Origin of the sequence: Aeromonas sp. s10, from assembly GCF_040907975.1 — a bacterium.
In the GTDB taxonomy this organism is placed as follows: Bacteria; Pseudomonadota; Gammaproteobacteria; order Enterobacterales; family Aeromonadaceae; genus Aeromonas; species Aeromonas caviae.
Genome location: NZ_JBFOCV010000006.1, coordinates 1 through 20,038, shown reverse-complemented (window position 1 = coordinate 20,038; position 20,038 = coordinate 1). Strand labels below are relative to the sequence as shown.

At 62.5% G+C, this 20,038-nt stretch carries 19 protein-coding genes and 1 other annotated feature; of the genes, 11 read left to right on the top strand and 8 right to left on the bottom strand.

Annotated elements, in window-relative coordinates; translation table 11 throughout:
- Positions 1-15 precede the first annotated feature (15 nt).
- From hisC to hisG, 3 genes are read right to left on the bottom strand one after another with little or no spacing between them, the layout of a single operon-like run.
- On the bottom strand, positions 16-1,086 hold the full coding sequence (gene hisC / locus AB5Y59_RS00680) for a histidinol-phosphate transaminase (protein WP_104455914.1): 1,071 nt from the start codon (positions 1,084-1,086) through the stop codon (positions 16-18).
- Positions 1,083-2,408: a histidinol dehydrogenase gene (gene hisD, locus AB5Y59_RS00675; protein WP_128313010.1), complete on the bottom strand. Its 1,326-nt coding sequence runs from the start codon at positions 2,406-2,408 to the stop codon at positions 1,083-1,085. The genes hisC and hisD overlap by 4 nt, the downstream gene beginning before the upstream one ends.
- Before the next feature lie 31 nt (positions 2,409-2,439).
- The gene (gene hisG / locus AB5Y59_RS00670; protein ID WP_010674694.1) at positions 2,440-3,336 is read right to left on the bottom strand and encodes an ATP phosphoribosyltransferase; all 897 of its coding nucleotides are present in this window, start codon (positions 3,334-3,336) and stop codon (positions 2,440-2,442) included.
- Between the two features lie 28 nt (positions 3,337-3,364).
- Positions 3,365-3,489, bottom strand: a sequence feature (His leader region).
- Between the two features lie 190 nt (positions 3,490-3,679).
- On the opposite strand from hisG, the gene AB5Y59_RS00665 reads away from it, so the two are divergent.
- The 7 genes from AB5Y59_RS00665 to rnd all read left to right on the top strand — a co-directional run bounded on the left by AB5Y59_RS00665 (position 3,680) and on the right by rnd (position 11,216).
- Positions 3,680-3,925 (top strand): hypothetical protein, encoded by a 246-nt coding sequence (locus tag AB5Y59_RS00665; RefSeq protein WP_010674695.1) that lies wholly within the window; start codon positions 3,680-3,682, stop codon positions 3,923-3,925.
- Positions 3,926-3,986: 61 nt separating this feature from the next.
- On the top strand, positions 3,987-5,906 hold the full coding sequence (locus tag AB5Y59_RS00660) for an ATP-dependent DNA helicase (RefSeq protein WP_261999616.1): 1,920 nt from the start codon (positions 3,987-3,989) through the stop codon (positions 5,904-5,906).
- A 97-nt stretch (positions 5,907-6,003) separates the two neighbouring features.
- Positions 6,004-6,705, top strand: a complete 702-nt coding sequence (gene tsaB / locus AB5Y59_RS00655; protein ID WP_164882021.1) for a tRNA (adenosine(37)-N6)-threonylcarbamoyltransferase complex dimerization subunit type 1 TsaB — start codon at positions 6,004-6,006, stop codon at positions 6,703-6,705.
- Between the two features lie 50 nt (positions 6,706-6,755).
- Positions 6,756-7,271 (top strand): Slp family lipoprotein, encoded by a 516-nt coding sequence (locus tag AB5Y59_RS00650; protein ID WP_039039136.1) that lies wholly within the window; start codon positions 6,756-6,758, stop codon positions 7,269-7,271.
- A 9-nt stretch (positions 7,272-7,280) separates the two neighbouring features.
- Positions 7,281-8,132, top strand: a complete 852-nt coding sequence (locus AB5Y59_RS00645) for an alpha/beta fold hydrolase (RefSeq protein ID WP_368211267.1) — start codon at positions 7,281-7,283, stop codon at positions 8,130-8,132.
- Between the two features lie 196 nt (positions 8,133-8,328).
- The gene (gene fadD, locus AB5Y59_RS00640; RefSeq protein WP_010674700.1) at positions 8,329-10,005 is read left to right on the top strand and encodes a long-chain-fatty-acid--CoA ligase FadD; all 1,677 of its coding nucleotides are present in this window, start codon (positions 8,329-8,331) and stop codon (positions 10,003-10,005) included.
- A 98-nt stretch (positions 10,006-10,103) separates the two neighbouring features.
- The gene (gene rnd / locus AB5Y59_RS00635) at positions 10,104-11,216 is read left to right on the top strand and encodes a ribonuclease D (protein WP_368211265.1); all 1,113 of its coding nucleotides are present in this window, start codon (positions 10,104-10,106) and stop codon (positions 11,214-11,216) included.
- 158 nt (positions 11,217-11,374) lie between these two features.
- On the opposite strand, the gene AB5Y59_RS00630 is transcribed toward rnd, so the two are convergent.
- From AB5Y59_RS00630 to dusC, 4 genes are all read right to left on the bottom strand, one after another.
- Positions 11,375-11,743: a TraR/DksA C4-type zinc finger protein gene (locus AB5Y59_RS00630; RefSeq protein ID WP_039039175.1), complete on the bottom strand. Its 369-nt coding sequence runs from the start codon at positions 11,741-11,743 to the stop codon at positions 11,375-11,377.
- 81 nt (positions 11,744-11,824) lie between these two features.
- Positions 11,825-12,790 (bottom strand): DMT family transporter, encoded by a 966-nt coding sequence (locus tag AB5Y59_RS00625; RefSeq protein ID WP_368211263.1) that lies wholly within the window; start codon positions 12,788-12,790, stop codon positions 11,825-11,827.
- A 74-nt stretch (positions 12,791-12,864) separates the two neighbouring features.
- Positions 12,865-13,692 carry an AraC family ligand binding domain-containing protein gene (locus tag AB5Y59_RS00620; protein ID WP_368211262.1) on the bottom strand — a complete coding sequence of 276 codons (828 nt, stop codon included), beginning with the start codon at positions 13,690-13,692 and terminating at the stop codon, positions 12,865-12,867.
- Positions 13,693-13,748: 56 nt separating this feature from the next.
- Positions 13,749-14,693 carry a tRNA dihydrouridine(16) synthase DusC gene (gene dusC, locus AB5Y59_RS00615; RefSeq protein WP_368211261.1) on the bottom strand — a complete coding sequence of 315 codons (945 nt, stop codon included), beginning with the start codon at positions 14,691-14,693 and terminating at the stop codon, positions 13,749-13,751.
- Positions 14,694-14,870: 177 nt separating this feature from the next.
- On the opposite strand from dusC, the gene AB5Y59_RS00610 reads away from it, so the two are divergent.
- From AB5Y59_RS00610 to AB5Y59_RS00595, 4 genes are all read left to right on the top strand, one after another.
- Entirely contained in the window at positions 14,871-15,248 is a 378-nt protein-coding gene (locus AB5Y59_RS00610) for a YbaN family protein (protein ID WP_368211260.1), read from the top strand.
- A 132-nt stretch (positions 15,249-15,380) separates the two neighbouring features.
- Positions 15,381-15,926: an adenine phosphoribosyltransferase gene (gene apt / locus AB5Y59_RS00605; protein WP_010674707.1), complete on the top strand. Its 546-nt coding sequence runs from the start codon at positions 15,381-15,383 to the stop codon at positions 15,924-15,926.
- Between the two features lie 177 nt (positions 15,927-16,103).
- Positions 16,104-18,584 carry a DNA polymerase III subunit gamma/tau gene (gene dnaX, locus AB5Y59_RS00600; protein ID WP_368211259.1) on the top strand — a complete coding sequence of 827 codons (2,481 nt, stop codon included), beginning with the start codon at positions 16,104-16,106 and terminating at the stop codon, positions 18,582-18,584.
- Between the two features lie 124 nt (positions 18,585-18,708).
- Positions 18,709-19,038 carry a YbaB/EbfC family nucleoid-associated protein gene (locus AB5Y59_RS00595; protein WP_368211257.1) on the top strand — a complete coding sequence of 110 codons (330 nt, stop codon included), beginning with the start codon at positions 18,709-18,711 and terminating at the stop codon, positions 19,036-19,038.
- A gap of 27 nt (positions 19,039-19,065) precedes the next feature.
- On the opposite strand, the gene AB5Y59_RS00590 is transcribed toward AB5Y59_RS00595, so the two are convergent.
- Positions 19,066-19,812 carry a site-specific integrase gene (locus AB5Y59_RS00590; RefSeq protein ID WP_180344821.1) on the bottom strand — a complete coding sequence of 249 codons (747 nt, stop codon included), beginning with the start codon at positions 19,810-19,812 and terminating at the stop codon, positions 19,066-19,068.
- Between the last annotated feature and the right edge of the window lie 226 nt (positions 19,813-20,038).

Below are 20,038 nucleotides of genomic sequence, written 5' to 3'. Positions count from 1 at the left end.
ACATCCTTGCTTGTCTTACAGAGAGGGTGGGGGCAGGTCACGCAATACCGCCAGCACGGCGTCCATTTCGCCCTGGTAGCCGATGGTGATGCGGATGCTGTTGTCAAGGCCAGGCTTGCTGGAGAAATCACGCAAGATGATGCCGGCGGCCTTCATGGCGGCGAACACGGCGGCGCCATCTTTGAAGCGCACCAGCACGAAGTTGCCCTTGTCCTCGAACACTTCCTTGACGCAGGACAGACGAAGCAGCTCCGCCTTGATGAGCGCCTTTTGCTTGTTGAGTTCTAGCACCCGCTCCTGCATCAGTTCCAGCCCCATGGGAGAGAGCGCCTGGGCGGCAATCTGGGCGATGGGGTCGGGAATGGGGTAGGGCGCGATCACCTTGGCCAGCATGGCAATCACCTCGGGATCCCCCAGGGTAAAGCCGCAGCGGATCCCCGCCAGGGCAAAGGCCTTGGAGAGGGTGCGGGTCACCACCAGGTTCGGGTATTGGGCGAGCAGGTCCACCACGGAGGCCTCCGGGCAGAATTCGATGTAGGCCTCGTCCACGACGATGATGGCGCGGTCCCGGGCCTTCTCCAGCAGGGCGACGAGTCCCTTGCGGCCCACCAGATCCCCGGTGGGATTGTTGGGGGAGCAGAGGAACACCAGCTTCACGTCAGAGAGGCGATCGGCGATGGCGGGCCAGTCCGGCTGACGGCTGGCGGTCAATGGCTGCTCGACAATCCCCACGCCACAGGTCTCGGCGCTGATGGCGTACATGCCGTAGGTGGGGGGGCAGATGAGGATCTGATCTTCCCCTGCCTCGCAGAAGGTGCGGATCAGCAGCTCGATGGCCTCGTCGGCACCGCGGCTTACCAGCACCTGATCCGGATTGACCCCGGCGTAGGCGGCATAGCCATTCACCACCTCGGCCGGCTGGCACTCGGGATAGCGGTTGAGGCGACTCCCCTCGACGGTGAAGGGATAGGCCAGGGGGGCCTCATTGGCATTGAGCCAGACGTGGCCCTGGCCGCCGATGCGGCGCGCGGACTGGTAGGGAGTGAGAGCCCGTACAACGCGACGGGCCAGATTGACGATGCTCATGACAAATCCTTCTGCTGTGCTGTTTGTTGGGGCTCGGCGGCCAGGGCGTTCAACCTGAGGGTGACGGCATGCTTGTGGGCATCGAGCCCCTCGGCCTGGGCGATGCGCTGGACAATGGGGCCAAGGCCGCGAATGCCGTCTGCAGTGAGCTCTTGAACCGTGTAGCGACGCTGATAGTCGGCAAGCCCCAGGCTCGAGCAGGTGCGGGCATAGCCGTAGGTGGGCAGGGTGTGGTTGGTGCCGCTGGCGTAATCACCGACCGACTCCGGTGTCCATGCCCCGAGGAAGATGGAGCCCGCGTTCTCGAGCTTGTCCAGCAGATCCCGGGGTGCCCGGGTCTGCACGATGAGGTGTTCCGGGGCATAGGCGTTGGAGATGGCGCAGGCCTCCTCCAGGTTGTCGCAGAGGATCACCAGGCTTGCCTTCAGGGCTTGCTCGGCGATGTCGCGGCGGCTGAGGTCGGCGAGCTGCGCCTGGATCTCGCTGCCGATGGCATCGGCCAGGGGAGCAGAGGTGGTGACCAGCACCACCTGGCTGTCGGGGCCGTGCTCGGCCTGGGAGAGCAGATCCGATGCCACGAAGGCCGGGTTGGCGCTCTCGTCTGCGATCACCAGCACCTCGGAGGGGCCGGCTGGCATGTCGATGGCGGCGCCCCGCCAGTCACGGGAAACCTGGCCCTTGGCTTCGGTCACATAGGCGTTGCCCGGGCCGAAGATCTTGTCCACCTTGGGGATGGTCTGCGTGCCATAGGCCATGGCCGCGATGGCCTGGGCGCCGCCGATGGCGAACACCTGACGAACACCACAGGCGCGGGCTGCAAACAGGATCTCGTCGCTCGCCGGAGACGGGGTGCAGAGCACCACCTCACGGCAACCGGCCAGGCTTGCCGGAATGGCCAGCATCATCACGGTGGAGGGGAGCGGCGCGCTGCCTCCCGGGACATAGAGACCGACCCGGCTGATGGGTTGGGTGCGCAGCTCGCACAGTACGCCTGGCTGGGTCTCGACGCGCACGACGGGCTGCACCTGGGCGGCGTGGAAGGTACGGATATTGGCGATGGCGGCCTCGATGGCGCCCTTGATGTCATCACCGAGTCGAGCGCAGGCGGCATCCACTTCCGCGTCGCTCACCCGAAGCTGTTCGCGGGGCGCGCGTTCGAAACGCTGGCTCAGCTCGCGCAGGGCCTCATCGCCCCGGCTGCGTACCGCGGCAATGATGTCTCGCACCACAGTACCGATGTCGGCTTCGTCGCCAAGGGCGGGCCGGGTCAGGACCTCGGCTTGCCGGGCGGGGGAGAGGGTCTTCCAGATCAGGGTCTGCATGATGTGTCTTCCTTATTCCATCTCTCTCGGCTTATTCCATCATCTTTTCAATGGGCAGCACCAGGATGGAGCTGGCACCCAGGGCCTTGAGCTGTTCCATGGTCTCCCAGAACAGGGTTTCGCTGGAGACGACGTGCAGGGCCACCTGGTTGGTGTCACCGGCGAGCTGCATGATGGTGGGACGCTCCGCCCCCGGCAGCAGATCGGTGATGGCATCGAGCTTGTCTTTGGGGGCGTGCAGCATGATGTATTTGCTTTCGCGCGCCTGCTGCATCCCCTGGATGCGGGGCAGCAGCTTGTCGATGAGTTTCTGCTTGGCATCGTTCAGGGGGTTGGGAGCCTGCACCAGGACGGCCTTGGAGCGGTAGATCACCTCGACCTCTTTCAGGCCGTTGGCTTCCAGGGTCGCGCCGGTGGAGACCAGATCGCAGATGGCATCGGCCAGACCCGCGCGGGGGGCCACTTCCACCGAGCCACCCAGCATCACGCTCTTGAAGCCCAGGCCCTTCTCGTCGAAGAAGCGCTTGAGCAGACCGGGGTAGGAGGTGGCGATGCGCTTGCCGGCCAGGCTCTCGGGTCCTGTGTAGTTGACATCGTCCGGCACCGCCAGAGAGAGGCGGCAGCCGCCGAAGTCGAGCTGCTTGAGGGTCTTCACCGCAAAGGGCTGCCCCTGGGCTGCGCGAATGAGCTGCACCTCTTCGAGAACGTTCTCGCCGATGATGCCAAGATCGACCACCCCTTCCATCACCAGACCCGGGATGTCGTCATCACGCACTCGCAGAATGTCGATGGGCATGTTCTCGACATGGGCGATGAGGCGCTGTTCCCGCAGGTTGATCTTGAGGCCGCAGCTCTTGAAGAGGGCCTGGGAATCCTGGCTCAGACGACCGGATTTTTGCATGGCGATGCGCAGACGTTGTGTTTCCATTGCTCGATTTCCTTTTAGTCAAAAACGAAAAAACCCTCGGAAGTATGTGCTTCCGAGGGTTCATGAATCTTGCGGTCCTTTTGGAAGTCACCAGTTAAGTGTCTTCCAGCAGTCAACCTCCTGAAAGACTATTCGGGATGATGATGGTGATAATGAGTCTTCAGGTTGGTGAACTTCATGATGTAATCAATCCTTTACAAATCAGATGCCGTTGTTGACGCCCGGTTTAAACTACCTGCCTTGACAGAAAATGCAACCGAAAAATGTGATCCGGACGATTAAAGTTGAGAAAACGGTTTTCTGGTCGATAACTAGACAATGAGATGCCAAAGGAGGCGACATCATGCCCAGCCAGGACCTGTTATTTCCCATCCTGCCCCGCGCACCCTCGACACCGAGCCCGGATGACATCAAGCGGGAGGTGACCCAGATCAGCCAGAAACATCAGCTGCGCAAGATAGGCACCGACAACGGCGGCGGTGGCCAGCATCACCAGCAGAGAGAGCAGCCGCCAAAGCCTGATCAACCAGCGGTGCAGGATGATGATCACAAACCGGATCCGGACCACCGGATTGATCTCTTCGTCTGAACGCATTATCAGTCCCGCTTTTTCCGCGCTTTTGGCATAATGCCCGCTTTTGCAGCGGGACATGCCTTTGACCATCATCCAGACCCTGTTCAAGCCAGACGGCCCCCTGGCCCGCCATATTGACGGCTTCAAGGCCCGTGCCCCGCAACTGGAGATGGCCGAGGCGGTGTCGCGCGCCATCAAGCAAGGTAGCCGCTTGCTGGTGGAGGCTGGAACGGGCACTGGCAAAACCTATGCCTATCTGGTGCCTGCGCTGGAATCCGGCAAGCGGGTGGTGATCAGCACCGGGTCCAAGAACCTGCAAGAGCAGCTCTTCTATCGGGATCTGCCCACCATCACGGGGGCGCTTCACTACACCCCGCCGGTGGCATTGCTCAAGGGGCGCAGCAATTACCTCTGCATCGAGCGGATGAACCGGCTGTTGAGTGAATCCCATCTGCAAAAGCCCGAGATCCTGAGCGATCTCGTGAAGGTCAAATCCTGGTCGACTGCCACCGACAACGGCGATGTGGGGGATATCCCGGGGCTACAGGAGAACGCCGAGATCCTTGCCCACGTCACCAGCACCAACGACAACTGCCTGGGCCGCGACTGCCCCTATTACGATGATTGTCACCTGGTCATCGCCCGGCGCCGAGCCATGGACGCCCAGGTGGTGGTGATCAACCACCACCTCTTTTTCGCCGACATGGCGGTCAAAGACACCGGCTTTGGCGAGCTGGTGCCCGAGGCGCAGGTCTATGTATTCGACGAGGCGCACCAGCTGCCCGAGATCGCCAGCCACTACTTCGGCAAGTCCGTGGGCAGCCGCACCATCCAGGATTTGGCGCAGGATATCCAGCTCGCCTACCGGGCAGAGGCTCATGACATGGCCCAGCTTGGCAAGGCGGCGGACAGGCTCGCCATTGCCAGTCAGGATCTGCGCCTTGCCTTCGGCGTGGAGGGGGGGCGCGGCAACACCCGGGATCTGCTGAGACAATCCCTCTGGGCCCAGGCGCTGGCCCGCCTCAACGATGCCATCGGGCTCTGTTATGAAGTGCTGAAACTGGCGCTCGGGCGAGGGGAGCAGCTGGATCACTGTTTCGAGCGCATCAGCGAGCTGCGTACTCGCCTTGGGGAGGTGCTGGCGGTCAACCAGACCGGTTTCTCCTACTGGTATGACTGTTCGCGTCTGCACTTTACCCTCAATCTGACGCCGCTGTCGGTCGCCGAGCGCTTCGGTGCCGAGGTGCAGCGCCCCGAGGTGGCCTGGGTCTTCACCTCGGCCACCTTGACGGTGGACAATCGCTTCGCCCACTTCGTCGCCGAGATGGGGCTGGCCGGCAGCGCCGAACTCATTCTCGACAGTCCGTTCGATTACGCCGAGCAGGCGCGCCTGTGCGTACCCCGTTTCTTGCCAGAGCCCAATGCCTTCGGGCGCGGGGAGCAGCTGGCGACCCTGATGATCCCCCTCATCAACAAGACGCCGGGGGGGTGCTTCTTCCTCTGCACCAGCCATCAGGTGATGCGCCAGGTGGCTGAGGTGCTACGCCGGGAAATCGGCCGCACCGTCCTGCTGCAAGGGGAAGACAACAAGCAGCGGCTGCTCAAGACCTTCGTGGAAAACGGTCGGGCCGTGCTGGTGGCCACCAGCAGTTTCTGGGAGGGGATAGACGTGCGGGGGGCGGCATTGTCCTGTGTTATCATCGACAAGCTGCCCTTTGCGAGCCCGGACGATCCCCAGCTCAAGGCACGGGTGGAGGATTGCAAGCTCAAGGGGGGGGATCCCTTTGCCGAGCTGCAGTTGCCCAAGGCGGTGATTGCCCTCAAGCAGGGGGTGGGGCGGCTCATCCGTGATCGCAGTGATCACGGCGTACTGGTTATTTGTGATCCCCGTGTGGTCAACAAGCCCTATGGCGCCACTTTCATCAAGAGCCTGCCTGCCATTCCACGGACCCGGGAGCTGGCGACCCTGGGAGAATTTTTCGGACCACGGGAGTGAGTCCGCCGCGCCGGGGCTGATTGCACCCGGCCATGCATGACGGCAGGCCTTGGCCATGCTGACGATTTAACTGACTGATGTGAAGAGAATAAAAAGAATGGATGAGTTGAAGATCCTGGCCGTGGATACCGCCACCGAAGCCTGCTCCGCAGCCCTCTTGGTGGGCGATACCCTCTACTCCCGCTGGGAAGAGGCGCCCCGTGACCATACCCGCAAGATCCTGCCCATGGTTCAGGCTCTGTTGGATGAAGCCGGTCTATCGTTGGATGAGCTCGACGCCATCGCCTTCGGTCGTGGGCCTGGCTCCTTCACCGGGGTACGGATCGGGATCAGCGTGGCCCAGGGGCTCGCCTTTGGTGCCGGCGTGCCGATGATCGGTGTCTCCACCCTGGCGGCCATGGCCCAGGGGGCCCATAAGCTGGAAGGGGCCGAGCAGGTGCTTGCCGCCATCGATGCGCGCATGGACGAGGTCTATTTCGGCCACTACGCCTTGGTGGACGGAGTGATGACGCTGGTGGGCGAGGAGGTGGTGAGCGAGCCAGCCGCACTGGTGCAGGCCCGTGACAAGCTGACTGGCGCGGTGAGCTGCGTTGGCACCGGTTTTGAAACCTATGGTGAGGCCCTGGGCGGCCTGGCAGATGTGCTGATGCCAAGCCAGGTGCGTTTCCCGGCGGCCGCCGACATGCTGCCTCTGGCACGCCAGGCCTGGTTTGCGGGTGAGGCGGTGCCGGTTGAGCAAGCCACCCCTGTCTATCTGCGTGACAAGGTGACCTGGAAGAAACTGCCGGGTCGCGAATAGGCGGCAACAGCTGCCCCGGGCTGCTTTGTCGGACGATGAAGGAGAGACGAATGAGAAAATCCGTGATCATGCTGGGATTGGTGGGGCTGCTGCTGGGCGGTTGCAGCACGGTGCCCAAAGAGCTTGCCTATGAGCCTGCGGATCAGCTGGTGGCCTATCAACCTGCCCTGCAGGGGATGGAAGGCAAGCCGGCCCGCTGGAGCGGTGTCATCTCGGCGGTCCACAACAAGGCGGATCAGAGTGTCATCGAGGTGGTCTATCTGCCCCTCAAGTCCAACGGGGTGCCGGAGCAGACCGAGCAGAGCCCAGGTCGTTTTCTCGCCATCATGCAGGGGTTTGTCGACCCGACCCTCTATGCCAAGGGTCGCAGCCTGACGGTGCTCGGCACCCTCGACAAGCCGGTGGACAGCCAGATTGGCGAGCACAAGTATCGCTTCTCGGTACTCAAGGTGACGGGGAGCAAGCTGTGGCCACCGGTGAAGGAGGTGGAGATCCGCTACATGGATCCCTACTTTTACGATCCTTTCTATGATCCCTTCTGGCCCAGACGGCCCCTGCGCCGCTGAGGAGCCCGGATGACGGCGACATTGCAGGAGCGCAGGCTGCGCCTGGCGGACGGGCGGCACATCGCCCTGCTGGACAATGGTCAGGAGGGCAGACCGCTGCTGGTGGCCCTCCATGGCTGGCTCGACAACGGTGCCAGCTTTTTGCCTCTGGCCCCCTGGCTGGGGGCGTTTCATCTGGTCTGCGTCGATCTGCCGGGCCATGGTCACTCCGATCACAAGCATACCTCCTATGTCTTCGTGGACTGGCTGGATGATCTCTACCAGATCACCCAGGCCGCGGGCTGGCAGCGTTTCATCCTGCTTGGTCACTCCCTGGGGGCGCTGATTGCCTCTGCCTATGCCGGCGTTTTTCCCGAGCAAATCGAGCGGCTCATTCTGCTGGAGGGGCTCGGCCCCTTGAGCCAGCCCGACGAGGAGGTACCGGGGCAGCTGCGCCGCGCCATCCTCAACCGCACTCGTACCCGTGAGCGTGCAACCAGTGGATTTGCCACCCTCGAGGAGGCGGTGGCTGCCCGCTGCAAGGTGGCGGACATCCCCCCTAGTGCGGCACGCCTTATCTGCGAGCGACAACTGGAGGCGCGGGCAGGGCGCTGGTATTGGCGCAGTGATCCCCGTCTTCGCGATCTCTCCCCCCTGCGCATGAGCGAGGGGCAGGCCCAGGCCCTGATCCGGGCCATCGTCTGTCCGGTGCTCTTTATCCGGGGAGAGCAGGGCTTCCCCGGGCTCCTGGCACAGTGGCAGTTGCGGGAGGCGGCCTTTGGCCACATTGAACGGGTGACAGTGGCAGGAGGCCATCATTTTCATATGGAAAATTCATCAGAAACCGCCGTTTATATCGAAAACTTCGCTCAAATCCGGTAGGATCGGCGGCTTTGAATCATGTCAGGTTTGCTTTCTCCCTCACATTTCCCGTTGTTAATTCACTGTTAATTGATGTTGCCTTATGTAAATATGTGCGGCATTAGAGCATGAACTTAAAACAATTGATTGAAATGGATGTGACAGGGACGGAGGCAACACAGTGAGCGCACAGGTGCGAGTTATGCAGGAGAAGTTCGTGGAAAGAGTCTGGCTGAAGCGTTATCCAGAAGGGGTGCCCGCCGAGATCAATCCAGACCAATACGGCTCTCTGGTCGAGATGTTTGAAGAGTCGGTGAACCAGTTCGCCGATCAGCCCGCCTTCGTCAACATGGGGCAGACCATTACCTACCGCCGGCTGGAGGAGCAGTCCCGAGCCTTCGCCGCCTACCTGCAAAACGAGCTGAAGCTCGGCAAGGGGGACAGGGTGGCCGTGATGATGCCGAACCTGCTGCAATACCCCATCGCGGTATTCGGCATCCTGCGGGCCGGCATGACGGTGGTGAACGTCAACCCCCTCTATACCCCGCGCGAGCTGGAGCATCAGTTGAAAGACTCCGGCGCCAAGGCCATCGTCATCGTTTCCAACTTCGCCCACACCCTGGAAAAAGTGGTGTATGACACCCCGGTCAAGCACGTGATCCTGACCCGGATGGGGGACAACCTGGGGCTGGCCAAGGGGACCCTGGTCAACTTCGTGGTCAAATACGTCAAGAAGCTGGTGCCCAAGTACAACCTGCCCCATGCCAGCACCATGCGCCAGGCCCTCGCCAAGGGGCGCTACCTGCAGTACATCAAACCCGAGATCAGCAACCAGGACATCGCCTTCCTGCAATACACCGGCGGGACCACCGGCCTCTCCAAGGGGGCCATGCTGACTCATCGCAACATGATCGCCAACGTCGAGCAGTGCCTCGGTGTCTATGGCCCCGTGCTGGAGCGCGGCAAGGAGTTCGTGGTCACGGCGCTGCCGCTCTATCACGTCTTCGCCCTGACGGTGAACTGCCTGCTGTTCATGCGTCTGGGGGGCTACAACCTGCTCATCAGCAACCCCCGCGACATCCCGGGCTTTGTCAAAGAGATCAAGAAGTACCCCTTCACCTGCATCACCGGGGTGAACACCCTGTTCAATGCCCTGGTCAACAACGACGAGTTCAAGGGCATGGATTTTGCCAAGCTCAAGCTCACCATCGGTGGCGGCATGGCGGTGCAACGGGCGGTGGCCGAGCAGTGGAAGGGACTGACCGGCACCCCGCTGCTGGAGGGCTATGGCCTGACCGAGTGCTCGCCCCTGGTGAGCGTCTGCCCCTATGATCTGGTGGATTACAACGGCTCCATCGGTCTGCCGGTCTGCTCCACCGAGATCCGTCTGGTGGATGACGAGGGGAACCAGGTCACCGAACGGGGCGCCCCCGGCGAGATGCAGGTGCGCGGTCCTCAGGTGATGACCGGCTACTGGCAGCGCCCGGAGGCGACCGCCGAGGTGATGCAGGATGGCTGGCTCTGCACCGGCGACATCGCGGTATGCGACGAGCAGGGCTTTTTCAAGATCGTCGATCGCAAGAAGGACATGATCCTGGTCTCCGGCTTCAACGTCTACCCGAACGAGATAGAAGACGTGGTGGCCCTGCATCCCAAGGTGCTGGAGGTGGCCGCCGTCGGCGTACCCAACCCGGTGTCCGGCGAGCAGGTGAAGATCTTCGTGGTCAAGAAAGATGCAAAGCTGGCGGAAGAGGAGATAATTGCCCACTGCCGCAAACATCTGACTGCCTATAAGGTGCCGAAACTGGTAGAATTTCGCGACGAACTTCCCAAGACCAACGTGGGCAAGATCCTGCGCCGCGTACTGCGCGACGAGGAGATTGCCAAGCAGTAACCGGCATGCACTGCTTTGCAGTCCAGCGCTGTCGTTATGCAAAACCGTGGGACATCCACGGTTTTTTCTTTCTGGATCCGACCAACGTGCAGGCAACGATGCAATATCAACTCATTTCACAGCAAGCCGAACTGGATCAGTATCTCGCTTCTCTGGCCGACGTTCCCCTGGCCATCGATACCGAATTCGTTCGCACCCGTACCTACTATCCCCAGCTCGGTCTGTTCCAGATCTACGATGGCAAGCAGCTTGCCCTGCTCGATCCCCTGACCCTGGATCTCTCCGGTTTGTGGCAGCGCCTCGGTCGGGCCGGACAGATTGCCATCCTGCACGCCTCCGGTGAGGATCTGGAGCTCATCCAGCATCAGGCGGGTCACCTGCCCAACCAGATGCACGATACCCAGCTGGCGGCAGCCTTCCTGGGCCATGGCGTGTCGGTGGGGTTTGGTGCCCTGGTCAACGAATTCCTCGGGGTCGAGCTTGAGAAGGATCAGGCCCGTACCGACTGGCTGGCGCGCCCCCTTACCCCTCGTCAGCTGGAATATGCCGCGGCGGATGTCTTCTACCTCATGCCCCTCTACGAGAAGGTGATGGCCAGACTGCGCGAGAGCGGCAAGTTCCCCTGGTTCGAACAGGAGTGCCAGAACCACTCCGCCCGCAAGACCCAGGGCAGCGATCCCCGTCAGGCCTACCTCGAGATAGTCAACGCCTGGCAACTGGGTCGCCGCGAGCTGGCCATCCTGCGCGAGCTGGCCGCCTGGCGCCAGCAGGAAGCGGTACGCCGGGATCTCGCCCTCAACTTCGTGGTCAAAGAGCTGCACCTGTTCAAGGTGGCGGAGCGTCGTCCCGCTTCGCTTCGGGATCTCAACGAGCTGGGCCTCTCGCCCATCGAGATCAAGATCCACGGCAAGCGGATGCTGGACATCGTCGCCGCCGCCCAGCAGAGCGACCCTGCTAGCTGGCCCGATCCCATCCGCCGTCTGCTGGACTTCCCCCAGTACAAGGCCGAGCTCAAGCGCATCAAGGCCATGGTGGAGGAGAAGGCCAAGGCCAGCAACATTCCGCCGGAGCTGGTGGCGAGCAAGAAGATCATCCACCAGTACTTCACCTGGAGCTGGCGCATGAGTGTCGAGGAGCGGGCCAGGGCGGACAAGCCCATGCTGCTGCAAGGGTGGCGTCATGAGCTGGTAGGCCACCTGCTGGCCCAGTGACGAGTACGCAGTACGAGAAGGGGAGTCCATGACTCCCCTTTTTCATGCCTGTGCGGCTGCCCCCGGGGGTTGCCGGGATCGTCGCACCAGGGGGTTGGTCATGATGGGAAGCGAGAAAGGGTGGAGGAGGAAAATGGCGGGCACAAAGGGTGCCCCCATCAGAGTTCGTGAGCGTGGAATCCCTTGCGGTAGCGGGCCTCGCAGCGCGGGCAGCGTTGCAGGGTCGGATCCTGTTCCAGCTGTTCAGGGAGCAGCGGCTCCTCACAATCGGAGCAGAAGCCATAGAGCCCCAGATCCATCTGGCAGAGCGCCGCGTCGAGCCGCTTGAGGCGTGCCACGCTGTGTTCCACCCCGGGCAGATCGAGACGGCTGGTCAGATCAACCAGTTGATCCCGCTCGCAGCGCTCCACCTTCTGTGCCCAGTCATCTTGTCGACAGGCCTTGAGCTGACGGATCAGCTCCTCTCTTGTTTGCGCCCAGTCGGTCAGAAGGCGCTGATGCCATTCGGCCAACCGGGCTTGCGTCACTTCACACACAGCAGCCCCCAAAAACGAGTGATAAAACTCGGCCAGTATAGGGAAACCCGCGGTTTATCAAGATGACATGAGTCAAGTTAACCGTGCTTTGACGGGTTTTTCCGGCAGGTGCTGCGGCTTGCCGGTGATGACGTAGAGCACTCCCGCCACCAGACAGACGACACCTACCAGAGTACTCATGGGGGGCATGATCCCGCGCAGCATAAAGGCGTACAAGAGCCCCGCCAGAGTCTCGAACACGATGAGCGGCCCGACCAGCACGGTCGGCAGGCGCTGGCTCGCTTCGTTCCAGAATAGGGTGCCGAGCCAGGAGCAGAGGAGCCCCACTGCCCCCATCAGCAGCACGAAGCGCAGGGGCGTCGGCCCGAAGGGCAGGGGAAAGTCCGGTGCGCTAAGGGCAAGATGGCCGAGGCTGCCGAGATAGGCAATGAGCGCCACCGGCAGGGTCACCAGCCCCTGGGCGGTGGCCCAGACGGCCGGACTGCGGCCCGGGTGCTCGCGCAGCCAGCGGGCGTTGCGCAGGGGATACCAGGTCCAGCACAGCACGGCGCCCACCGCCAGGGCGAGCCCAAGCAGTTGTTCGGTGCGCGCCTCGGTGTGCCAGGTGAGCTCGGCGCTGTTGACCAGACAGAGGCCGGCCCCCATCAGCACCAGGGACGGGTAGAGCCGGGTGCGGGAGAGGCGACCGTCCCGTGCGCCATAGAGGCGGTTGGCGGCCAGGGCCGTCACCACCGGCAGGGTGCCGATAAACATGGCCGCCAGGGGCGAGCCGATGCGCAAGATGGCCCCCGACAGGCAGAAGTAGTAGAGGAGGTTCCCCACCAGAGTGAGGGCGAGGGCCTCTCGCCAGTCGCTGGCCGAGAGGGCCGCCAGGTGTTTGCGTGCCTGCCAGGCGAGCGGCAGTACGATGAGGCCGAAGGCGAGGTAGCGGCCGCTCGCGAGCAGGGCGGGGGGATAGCCGTCCACCAAGAGGGGGGCGACGAAGATGAGCCCCCACATCAGGCCGGCCAGCAGGGCAAACAGGACTCCGATCAACATGTTTCATATCCGGTAAAGAAGAAGGAGGCCAGCCTAGCAGGGGGGAAGGGGGGCGTATTGAACCAGATTGCGCTTTAGCGGCCAGCCTGCACCTGTTTCTGGTAGCGGACCGGGGTGGTGCCATAGCGGCGCAGGAAGGCACGGTTGAGGTGGGACTGATCGGCCAGACCACAGGCGGCGGCCACCTCGGCTGCGGGCAGGCCGGCAGCCAGCCACCCCTTGGCGCGCTGCAGGCGGATGGCCATCAACATCTGCTGGGGGGTGACGTGAAAGCGGGCCTTGAAGCTGCGCTGGAAGTGGTAAGGGCTGAGGTTCACTGCACCGGCCAGCTCGGCCAGGGTAATGGGGCGGGCGAAATAGGCCTGCATATAGTCGATAGCACGGCCCAGAGGGTGGGCCGCTTCGCGCGGGGCCGCCAGGGCCCGGGCATGGGGGCGCAGGGTCTCGCACACCCTTAGCAGCAGGCCGTCGGCGGCGAGCTCGCTGTCACAGTGCCAGAGGGCATCCAGGGCCGCCTGCAGGACGGGGGCAGTGCGCGGATCGCTTCGCACGGCATCGGTGAAATACCAGTCGCGCTCGCCGCTGATGGCCTCGAGCCGATCGGCGGGCAGGTAGAGCATGCGATAGCGCCACCCCTGCTCGCAGGCTGACTCGCCCGTGTGCAGCTCATCGGGGTTCATCAGCACCAGGCTGCCGGGACCGGCCAGGAGCTGGCTGCCGCGATAGCGAAAGCGCTCGGCGCCGCACTCGATGACACCGAGGCCAAACCCCTCGTGACTATGGGGATCGAAGATGTGGTGCTGGATGTGGGCGCGATAGAGCTCGGTCGCAGGCTGCCCCGGCAGGGCGCGAAAATCGGCCCTGTCGTGCTGATGGGTAAAGTTGACCGGCACTCCTTGCATCCTGACCTCCTGTCAATGAGCCTTCATCATAGGGCGCCGCGGGGCGGCGGCCAAGTCTAGGCCTGTGAGGCGCACTCGCGCTCGAGGGCGGTGCGGATCTCCTCTGCGGTCTTGATGGTGCGGATGCGACGAAACAGCTCGTCGGCCTTGGGGTATTCCCGCACTATGTAGGAGAACCACTGCTTGATGCGGCTCGGGTAGTAGTCGGCCTTGTCGCTCGCCAGATCCTGCTCGGTGTAGGTCACCATCAGTTGCAGTACCTCGGCCCAGCTCATGTGGGCACACCCCGTCTTCATCACGTTGGCCAGGTTGGGCAGGGAGATGGCGCCCCGGCCCACCATGAGGGCATCGCAACCGGACACCCGGGCACAGGTCAGGGCATCGGCATGGTTCCAGATCTCGCCGTTGGCGGTGACGGGGATGGGCAGGGCACGGCGGATGGCGTCCACGTACTCCCAGTGTGCCGGCGCCTTGTAGCCTTCGCGCTTGGTGCGGGCATGCACCGCCAGCTCGTTGGCGCCCCCCTGATAGACGGCCTGGGCGTTGTCCAGATAGAGATCCTTGTCATCGTATCCCAGGCGGATCTTGGCGCTCACCGGCAGGTGGGCAGGCACGGCCTCCCGCACCGCCTTGACGATGCGATAGACGGTCTCGGGCTCCTTGAGCAGCACGGCGCCCCCCTTGCTCTTGTTGACCGTGGGGGCAGGGCAGCCGAAGTTGAGATCGACCCCGGGAGAGCCGAGCTCGATGGCCCGTATGGCATTTTCTGCCAGCCACTCCGGATGTTGTCCCAGCAGTTGCACCCGTACCGGGGTCCCTGCACGGGTCTTGCCATCCTGTTTCAGCTCGGGGCAGAGGCGATGGAAGACCTTGGCGGGCAGCAGTTGATCGACCACCCGGATGAATTCACTGACGCAGAGGTCGTAATCATTGACGGAGGTGAGGACCTCCCGCATCAGGTGATCCAGCACCCCCTGCATGGGGGCCAAAATAACGCGCATAGCTGCTTCCGAAGACAAGGGGAGAAAAAAGAGCGCAGATTGTAGTGGCAATGGCCGGGATTGTCAGCCGTCTGCCCACTCGATGGCCCCCATCGACGGCCGCAGACTGGGCCAGGCTGTCAGCTTCCGGGCCAACTCTGTTAGGCTAAAGGCAGAGATACATGCAGAGGAGTACCCATGAAACGCTGGTGTCTGATGGCCCTGGGCTGGCTTGCCTTCGCCACCGGGATAGTCGGGATAGTCCTGCCCCTGCTGCCGACAACCCCCTTCATGTTGCTGGCGGCGGCGCTGTTTGCGCGCTCCTCCCCCCGCTTTCATGGCTGGTTGCTGGCGCATCCCTGGTTTGGCCCCCCCATCCTCGACTGGCAGCAGTATCGCGGCATTCGCCGCCACGCCAGAAGCCGCGCCATCATCTTCATCCTGATCTCGTTCTCGGTATCGCTGCTGGTGGTGCCGTTGCCCTGGGTGAGGTGGCTGCTGGTTGTCATAATGGTGATCCTGCTCACCTGGTTGATGCGTCTGCCGGTGCTGGAGCCGGTTGCAATGAAGAAGTGAAATCCCTAAGCTATCGCGGCAATAATGCTATGGAGTTGGCTCGTCATTTTTGCGTGACGGGCCTTTTTATTGCCCCCAGGCGGAGACCCCGTGCGCCGCCATGGCAGGGCTCAAAAAATAAGCGGTCAAATAATGAATCCGGAAACCCTGAAGTTTATCGAAGCGAGCATCAAGACCATTCCCGACTATCCGAAGCCGGGCATTCTGTTTCGCGACATCACCAGCCTGATCGAGAATGCCGAGGCCTTCAAGGCCACCATCGATCTGCTGGCCGATCATTACCGTGATCAAGGCATCACCAAGATTGTCGGCACCGAGGCCCGTGGTTTCATCTTCGGCGCCCCGGTTGCCTACGCCATGGGGCTGGGGTTCGTGCCGGTGCGCAAGCCGGGCAAGCTGCCCCGCGCCGTCATCGAGGAGTCCTACGCCCTGGAGTACGGCACCGACACCCTGCAACTGCACACCGATGCCATCGTGCCCGGTGACAAGGTGCTGGTGGTGGACGATCTGCTGGCCACCGGCGGCACCGTCGATGCCACCGTCAAGCTCATCCGCCGCGCCGGCGGTGAGGTAGCGGATGCTGCCTTCATCATCTCCCTGCCGTCCCTGGGCGGTGATGCCCGCCTGACCGCCGCTGGCGTCAAGGTGGTCTCTCTGGTGGAACTCGCGGGGGCGTAAATCGCCCCTTCGCGCGGCAGGCCTCGTCACCCTGCTTTCTGCCGCAAACCGGTGCCTGAACGGGCACCGGTTTGAAATTCAAGCGATCCCTCCCAAGGCGGCGCATCCCCCATACAGCCAGCCCTCCATTTGTGTTAGCATCCAGCCTCAATGCCTCGTTTCCCAGCATCGAGATCTATGAGCTATCAGGTTTTGGCGCGCAAATGGCGCCCCCATACGTTTGAACAAGTGGTCGGCCAGCAACATGTGCTGACTGCCCTGACCAATGCCCTGGATCAGGGACGGCTTCACCATGCCTACCTGCTGAGCGGGACCCGCGGGGTGGGCAAGACCACCATCGCCCGCATTCTGGCCAAGAGCCTTAACTGCGAACAGGGGATCAGCAGCCATCCGTGCGGTGTGTGCGATACCTGCCGCGAGATCGATCAGGGCAATTTCGTCGATCTGCTGGAAATCGATGCGGCGTCCCGCACCAAGGTGGAAGACACCCGAGAGCTGCTCGACAACGTGCAGTACCGTCCGGCCCGTGGTCGTTTCAAGGTGTACCTCATCGATGAAGTGCACATGCTGTCGCGCCACAGCTTCAATGCGCTGCTCAAAACCCTGGAAGAGCCGCCCCCCTATGTGAAATTCCTGCTGGCCACCACAGATCCGCAGAAGCTCCCCATCACCATCCTCTCGCGCTGCCTGCAGTTTCATCTCAAGAGCCTGGATCAGACCCAGATCGCCAGGCAGCTCGAATGGGTGCTGGATCAGGAGGGACAACCCTTCGAGCCTCGCGCCCTGCTGGCCCTGGCCAAGGCGGCCGATGGCAGCATGCGCGATGCCCTGAGCCTCACCGATCAGGCGTTGGCCCACGGCAACGGCAGCGTGCGCCTGGAGAGCGTGCTCGCCATGCTGGGGACCCTCGATCATCACCACCTGCACCAGTTGTTGGAGGCGGTGCTGCGCCAGGATGCCCCGGCCACCATGGCCAAGATCACCGAGATTGCTACCCTGGGGCCGGATTTCGACCAGCTCCACGCCGAGCTGGAAGCCTTGCTCCACCGGGTGGCCATGGCGCAACTGCTGCCTGCGAGCGTGCAGGAGCAGGGGGCGGATGCCGATGCCTTGCTGCAGCTCGCCGGAGCCATGAGCCCGGAAGAGGTGCAGCTCTGCTATCAAATCGTGCTGGGGGGGCGCAAGGATCTGCCCTGGGCCCCTGACGGACGCACCGCACTGGAGATGACCTGTCTGCGGATGCTGGCCTTCTCTCCCCGGCGCGAGGTGGTCCATCCCGCCAACCTGGCGGTCCAACCTCTCATGACAGGGCACTCCGGCGTGATGGCGGCTGCGAGGGAAAGCGCGCCGCTCCTGCCGGGAAAGCCCCAGGGGGCTGAGCCGGCCCCGGCTGCCAGCGCAGCACCACAGGCTCCCGCCGCGCCAGCATCTGTCCTTGAGGCCGAGCACGTCGCCCCCGCACCCAAGGCGGAGGAGGGCGCAGTGCTGGATCCGCTCTTTGCCGAGCAGGATGAGCTGCTGCGTGAGGCCGAACGGATGGGCTACGAGGCCGCGGTGCCCACCAGTCCGCCTACAGAGCCTGCCTCTGCGCCGTTGGCGGCGGATGACGCCGGGCAGACGCAGCAGGTTGAGGTCCAAGGGGAAGATGTCGCCATCTCTTCGACCTCCAGCATGCAGAGCCTGCTTGGCAAGCGCAATCTGCTGCGAAGCCGCCTGCGTGGCGAGCAGAGTGCAAACGCCGTACCCGCCCGGATCACTCCCGTCAAACCCGTGGCCGCGACCAAACCGGCCCCTGCGATGCCTGCCATCGCGACTTCACCCCAGGCCGAGGTGCAGCCAGCGGCGCGGCCCGAGATGCCGGGGCAGGGATCTGCCATGCAAACGGCGTATGACGACCTGCCCCCTCTGGATGCCTATGAAGAGGGGGCCAGTGACTACGAAGAGTATCTGAATCAGGGTTTTGACGAGGGGTTTGCCAGTGCCCCGTTGCCCACGCGGGCAGTGACTTCCGCCCAGCCAGCTCCCGCCACCATGGCATCTCCTTCGCAGGAGGATCTGCCGCCCTGGGATCTGGGCACTGACGTCGGCAGCGCGGATGCGGCGGCACCTGCGGTTGTCGCTATGGTGCCTGCCGCGCCTCCAGTGGCCGCCAGCGAGCCTCAGCCCGCCATTGCATTGATGGAGACCATCGACTGGGATGCCCTGGAGAGCGACGCCCAGCCCGAGGAGGAGGGAGAGGTCGCCCGTCTGATCCCCTCGTCCTTGCTGGTCAATTGCGGGGACGCCTGGGCCGAGCTCATCGCCCGCACCGGGGTGGGTGGTCGGCTGCGTCAACTGGCCATCAACGCGGTGATGACCCAGGAAGGCAATCGTGTCTCCCTGCTGCTCAAACCCGAGCAGCGCCATCTGGTGAGCGACAAGGCCCGCGCCGATCTGGCCGAGATCATCGGTCCCGAGCTGGGCGGCCCGGTTCACATCGATGTGACCCTGGGCTCGGATCCCGCGCGGGAGACGCCGCTTGAGATAGAGCATCGTCTCTATCTCGGGGTGCGTGAACAGGTGAGCCGGGATCTGGCGGCGGATCCCAACGTAAAATTCTTGCAGCAGCGTTTCGGCGCCGTGCTCCATCCCGAGAGCATCGAACCCCTGAGTCGCTGAGTTGCGGTGAAAAAACCGTGCCGGGGCTTGCCCCCGGTTGAAAAGACCTTTGGCTGCCCCCACTTAGGGCAGATGAACCCACAGCCCGGCGCTGGATGCCGGATTTCAAGACGAGAGACGATCTATGTTTGGTAAAGGTGGAATGGGTAACCTGATGAAACAGGCCCAACAGATGCAAGAGCGCATGCAGAAGATGCAAGAGCAGCTGGCCCAGATGGAAGTGGTCGGTGAGGCGGGCGCAGGCATGGTCAAGGTGACCATGGCCGGCAGCCACAGCGTGCGTCGTATCGAGATCGATCCCAGCCTGATGGAAGATGACAAGGAGATGCTGGAAGATCTGGTCGCCGCCGCCGTCAATGACGCCGTGCGCCGCGTGGAAGAGCAGAACAAGGCCAAGATGTGCGAGCTGACCGGCGGCATGCAACTGCCCCCTGGCTTCAAGATGCCTTTCTAAGGGTTTTATCCCTTTTAATTCAATAGTTTATGCTTTGTTGCTTTGCCTGTGGGTCGTATATGGGTCATCTTGCCCCAGTTTCTCCGCCAACTCTTTCCGGTAATCCGGGTTGTCGTTGCTGACCCACTGGGCATAGATGGTACGGATCATCCCCCAGTCTTTGTGTCCAAGTTGCTTGGCCAGATAGGCTGGGTGTGCTCCCGCCATCAGGAGTAATGAGGCGTAGCTGTGGCGCAGCTGATACGGTTCTCGATGTGTCAGCTGCGCTTTTCTTAGCAGCCCTGCCCAGTACCCTGGTGCAGTAAATAGTTCAGGCCTTACGTAAGGCATATTCTCCCTCCCTAAAAACACTCTCCTTCGCATTTCCTCTCGTTGTTTGTTATGGCGCATGTATAGGATTTCAGCTCTGGCCGGCAGCATGAAGGTCAACTCGCGCTGGCGTTTTAGCACTGCCATTGCCGACGGCAATAATTCGATAGTTCTGTATCCCGCCAGCGTTTTGGGTGGTTTGAGATGTCCCAGGCGATTGATGTTGTATCGAACCTTGAGCAAGCCCTCAGTCATGTCGATGTCTTCCCAAGCAAGAGCTTTCATCTCGCCCGGCCGCATCCCTGTCCAGAAGAGGAACTCGATCATCAAGCGGTGGTTCTCGATGTTGGTAACGGCCAGCAGGCGTGAAAGCTCCTCTCGTGAGAACGGCTCAACTCTCAGCGCTGGCGCTTCGTCACTTTGTCGTAGACGGCGTAGTCGCATGAAGGGTGATTCGTCGATCACCTCATCTTTCAGGGCCTCTTCGAAAACTGCACGCTAAGCGCATGGCCTAGCTGGTCCAGAAGAAACAGCGCCAGCAGGCGAGAGAAGATAAAAAGAAAGGGAAGGTGGCGGCATGAAGGTGCTCATTGCTTGTGTATGGAGATGGTATTCACCTGACAGTTGCCCACAAAAGGGAGTGGTCATACGGCTTCAAACCGGATAACAAAACGGTACCCCTACCGTGTTA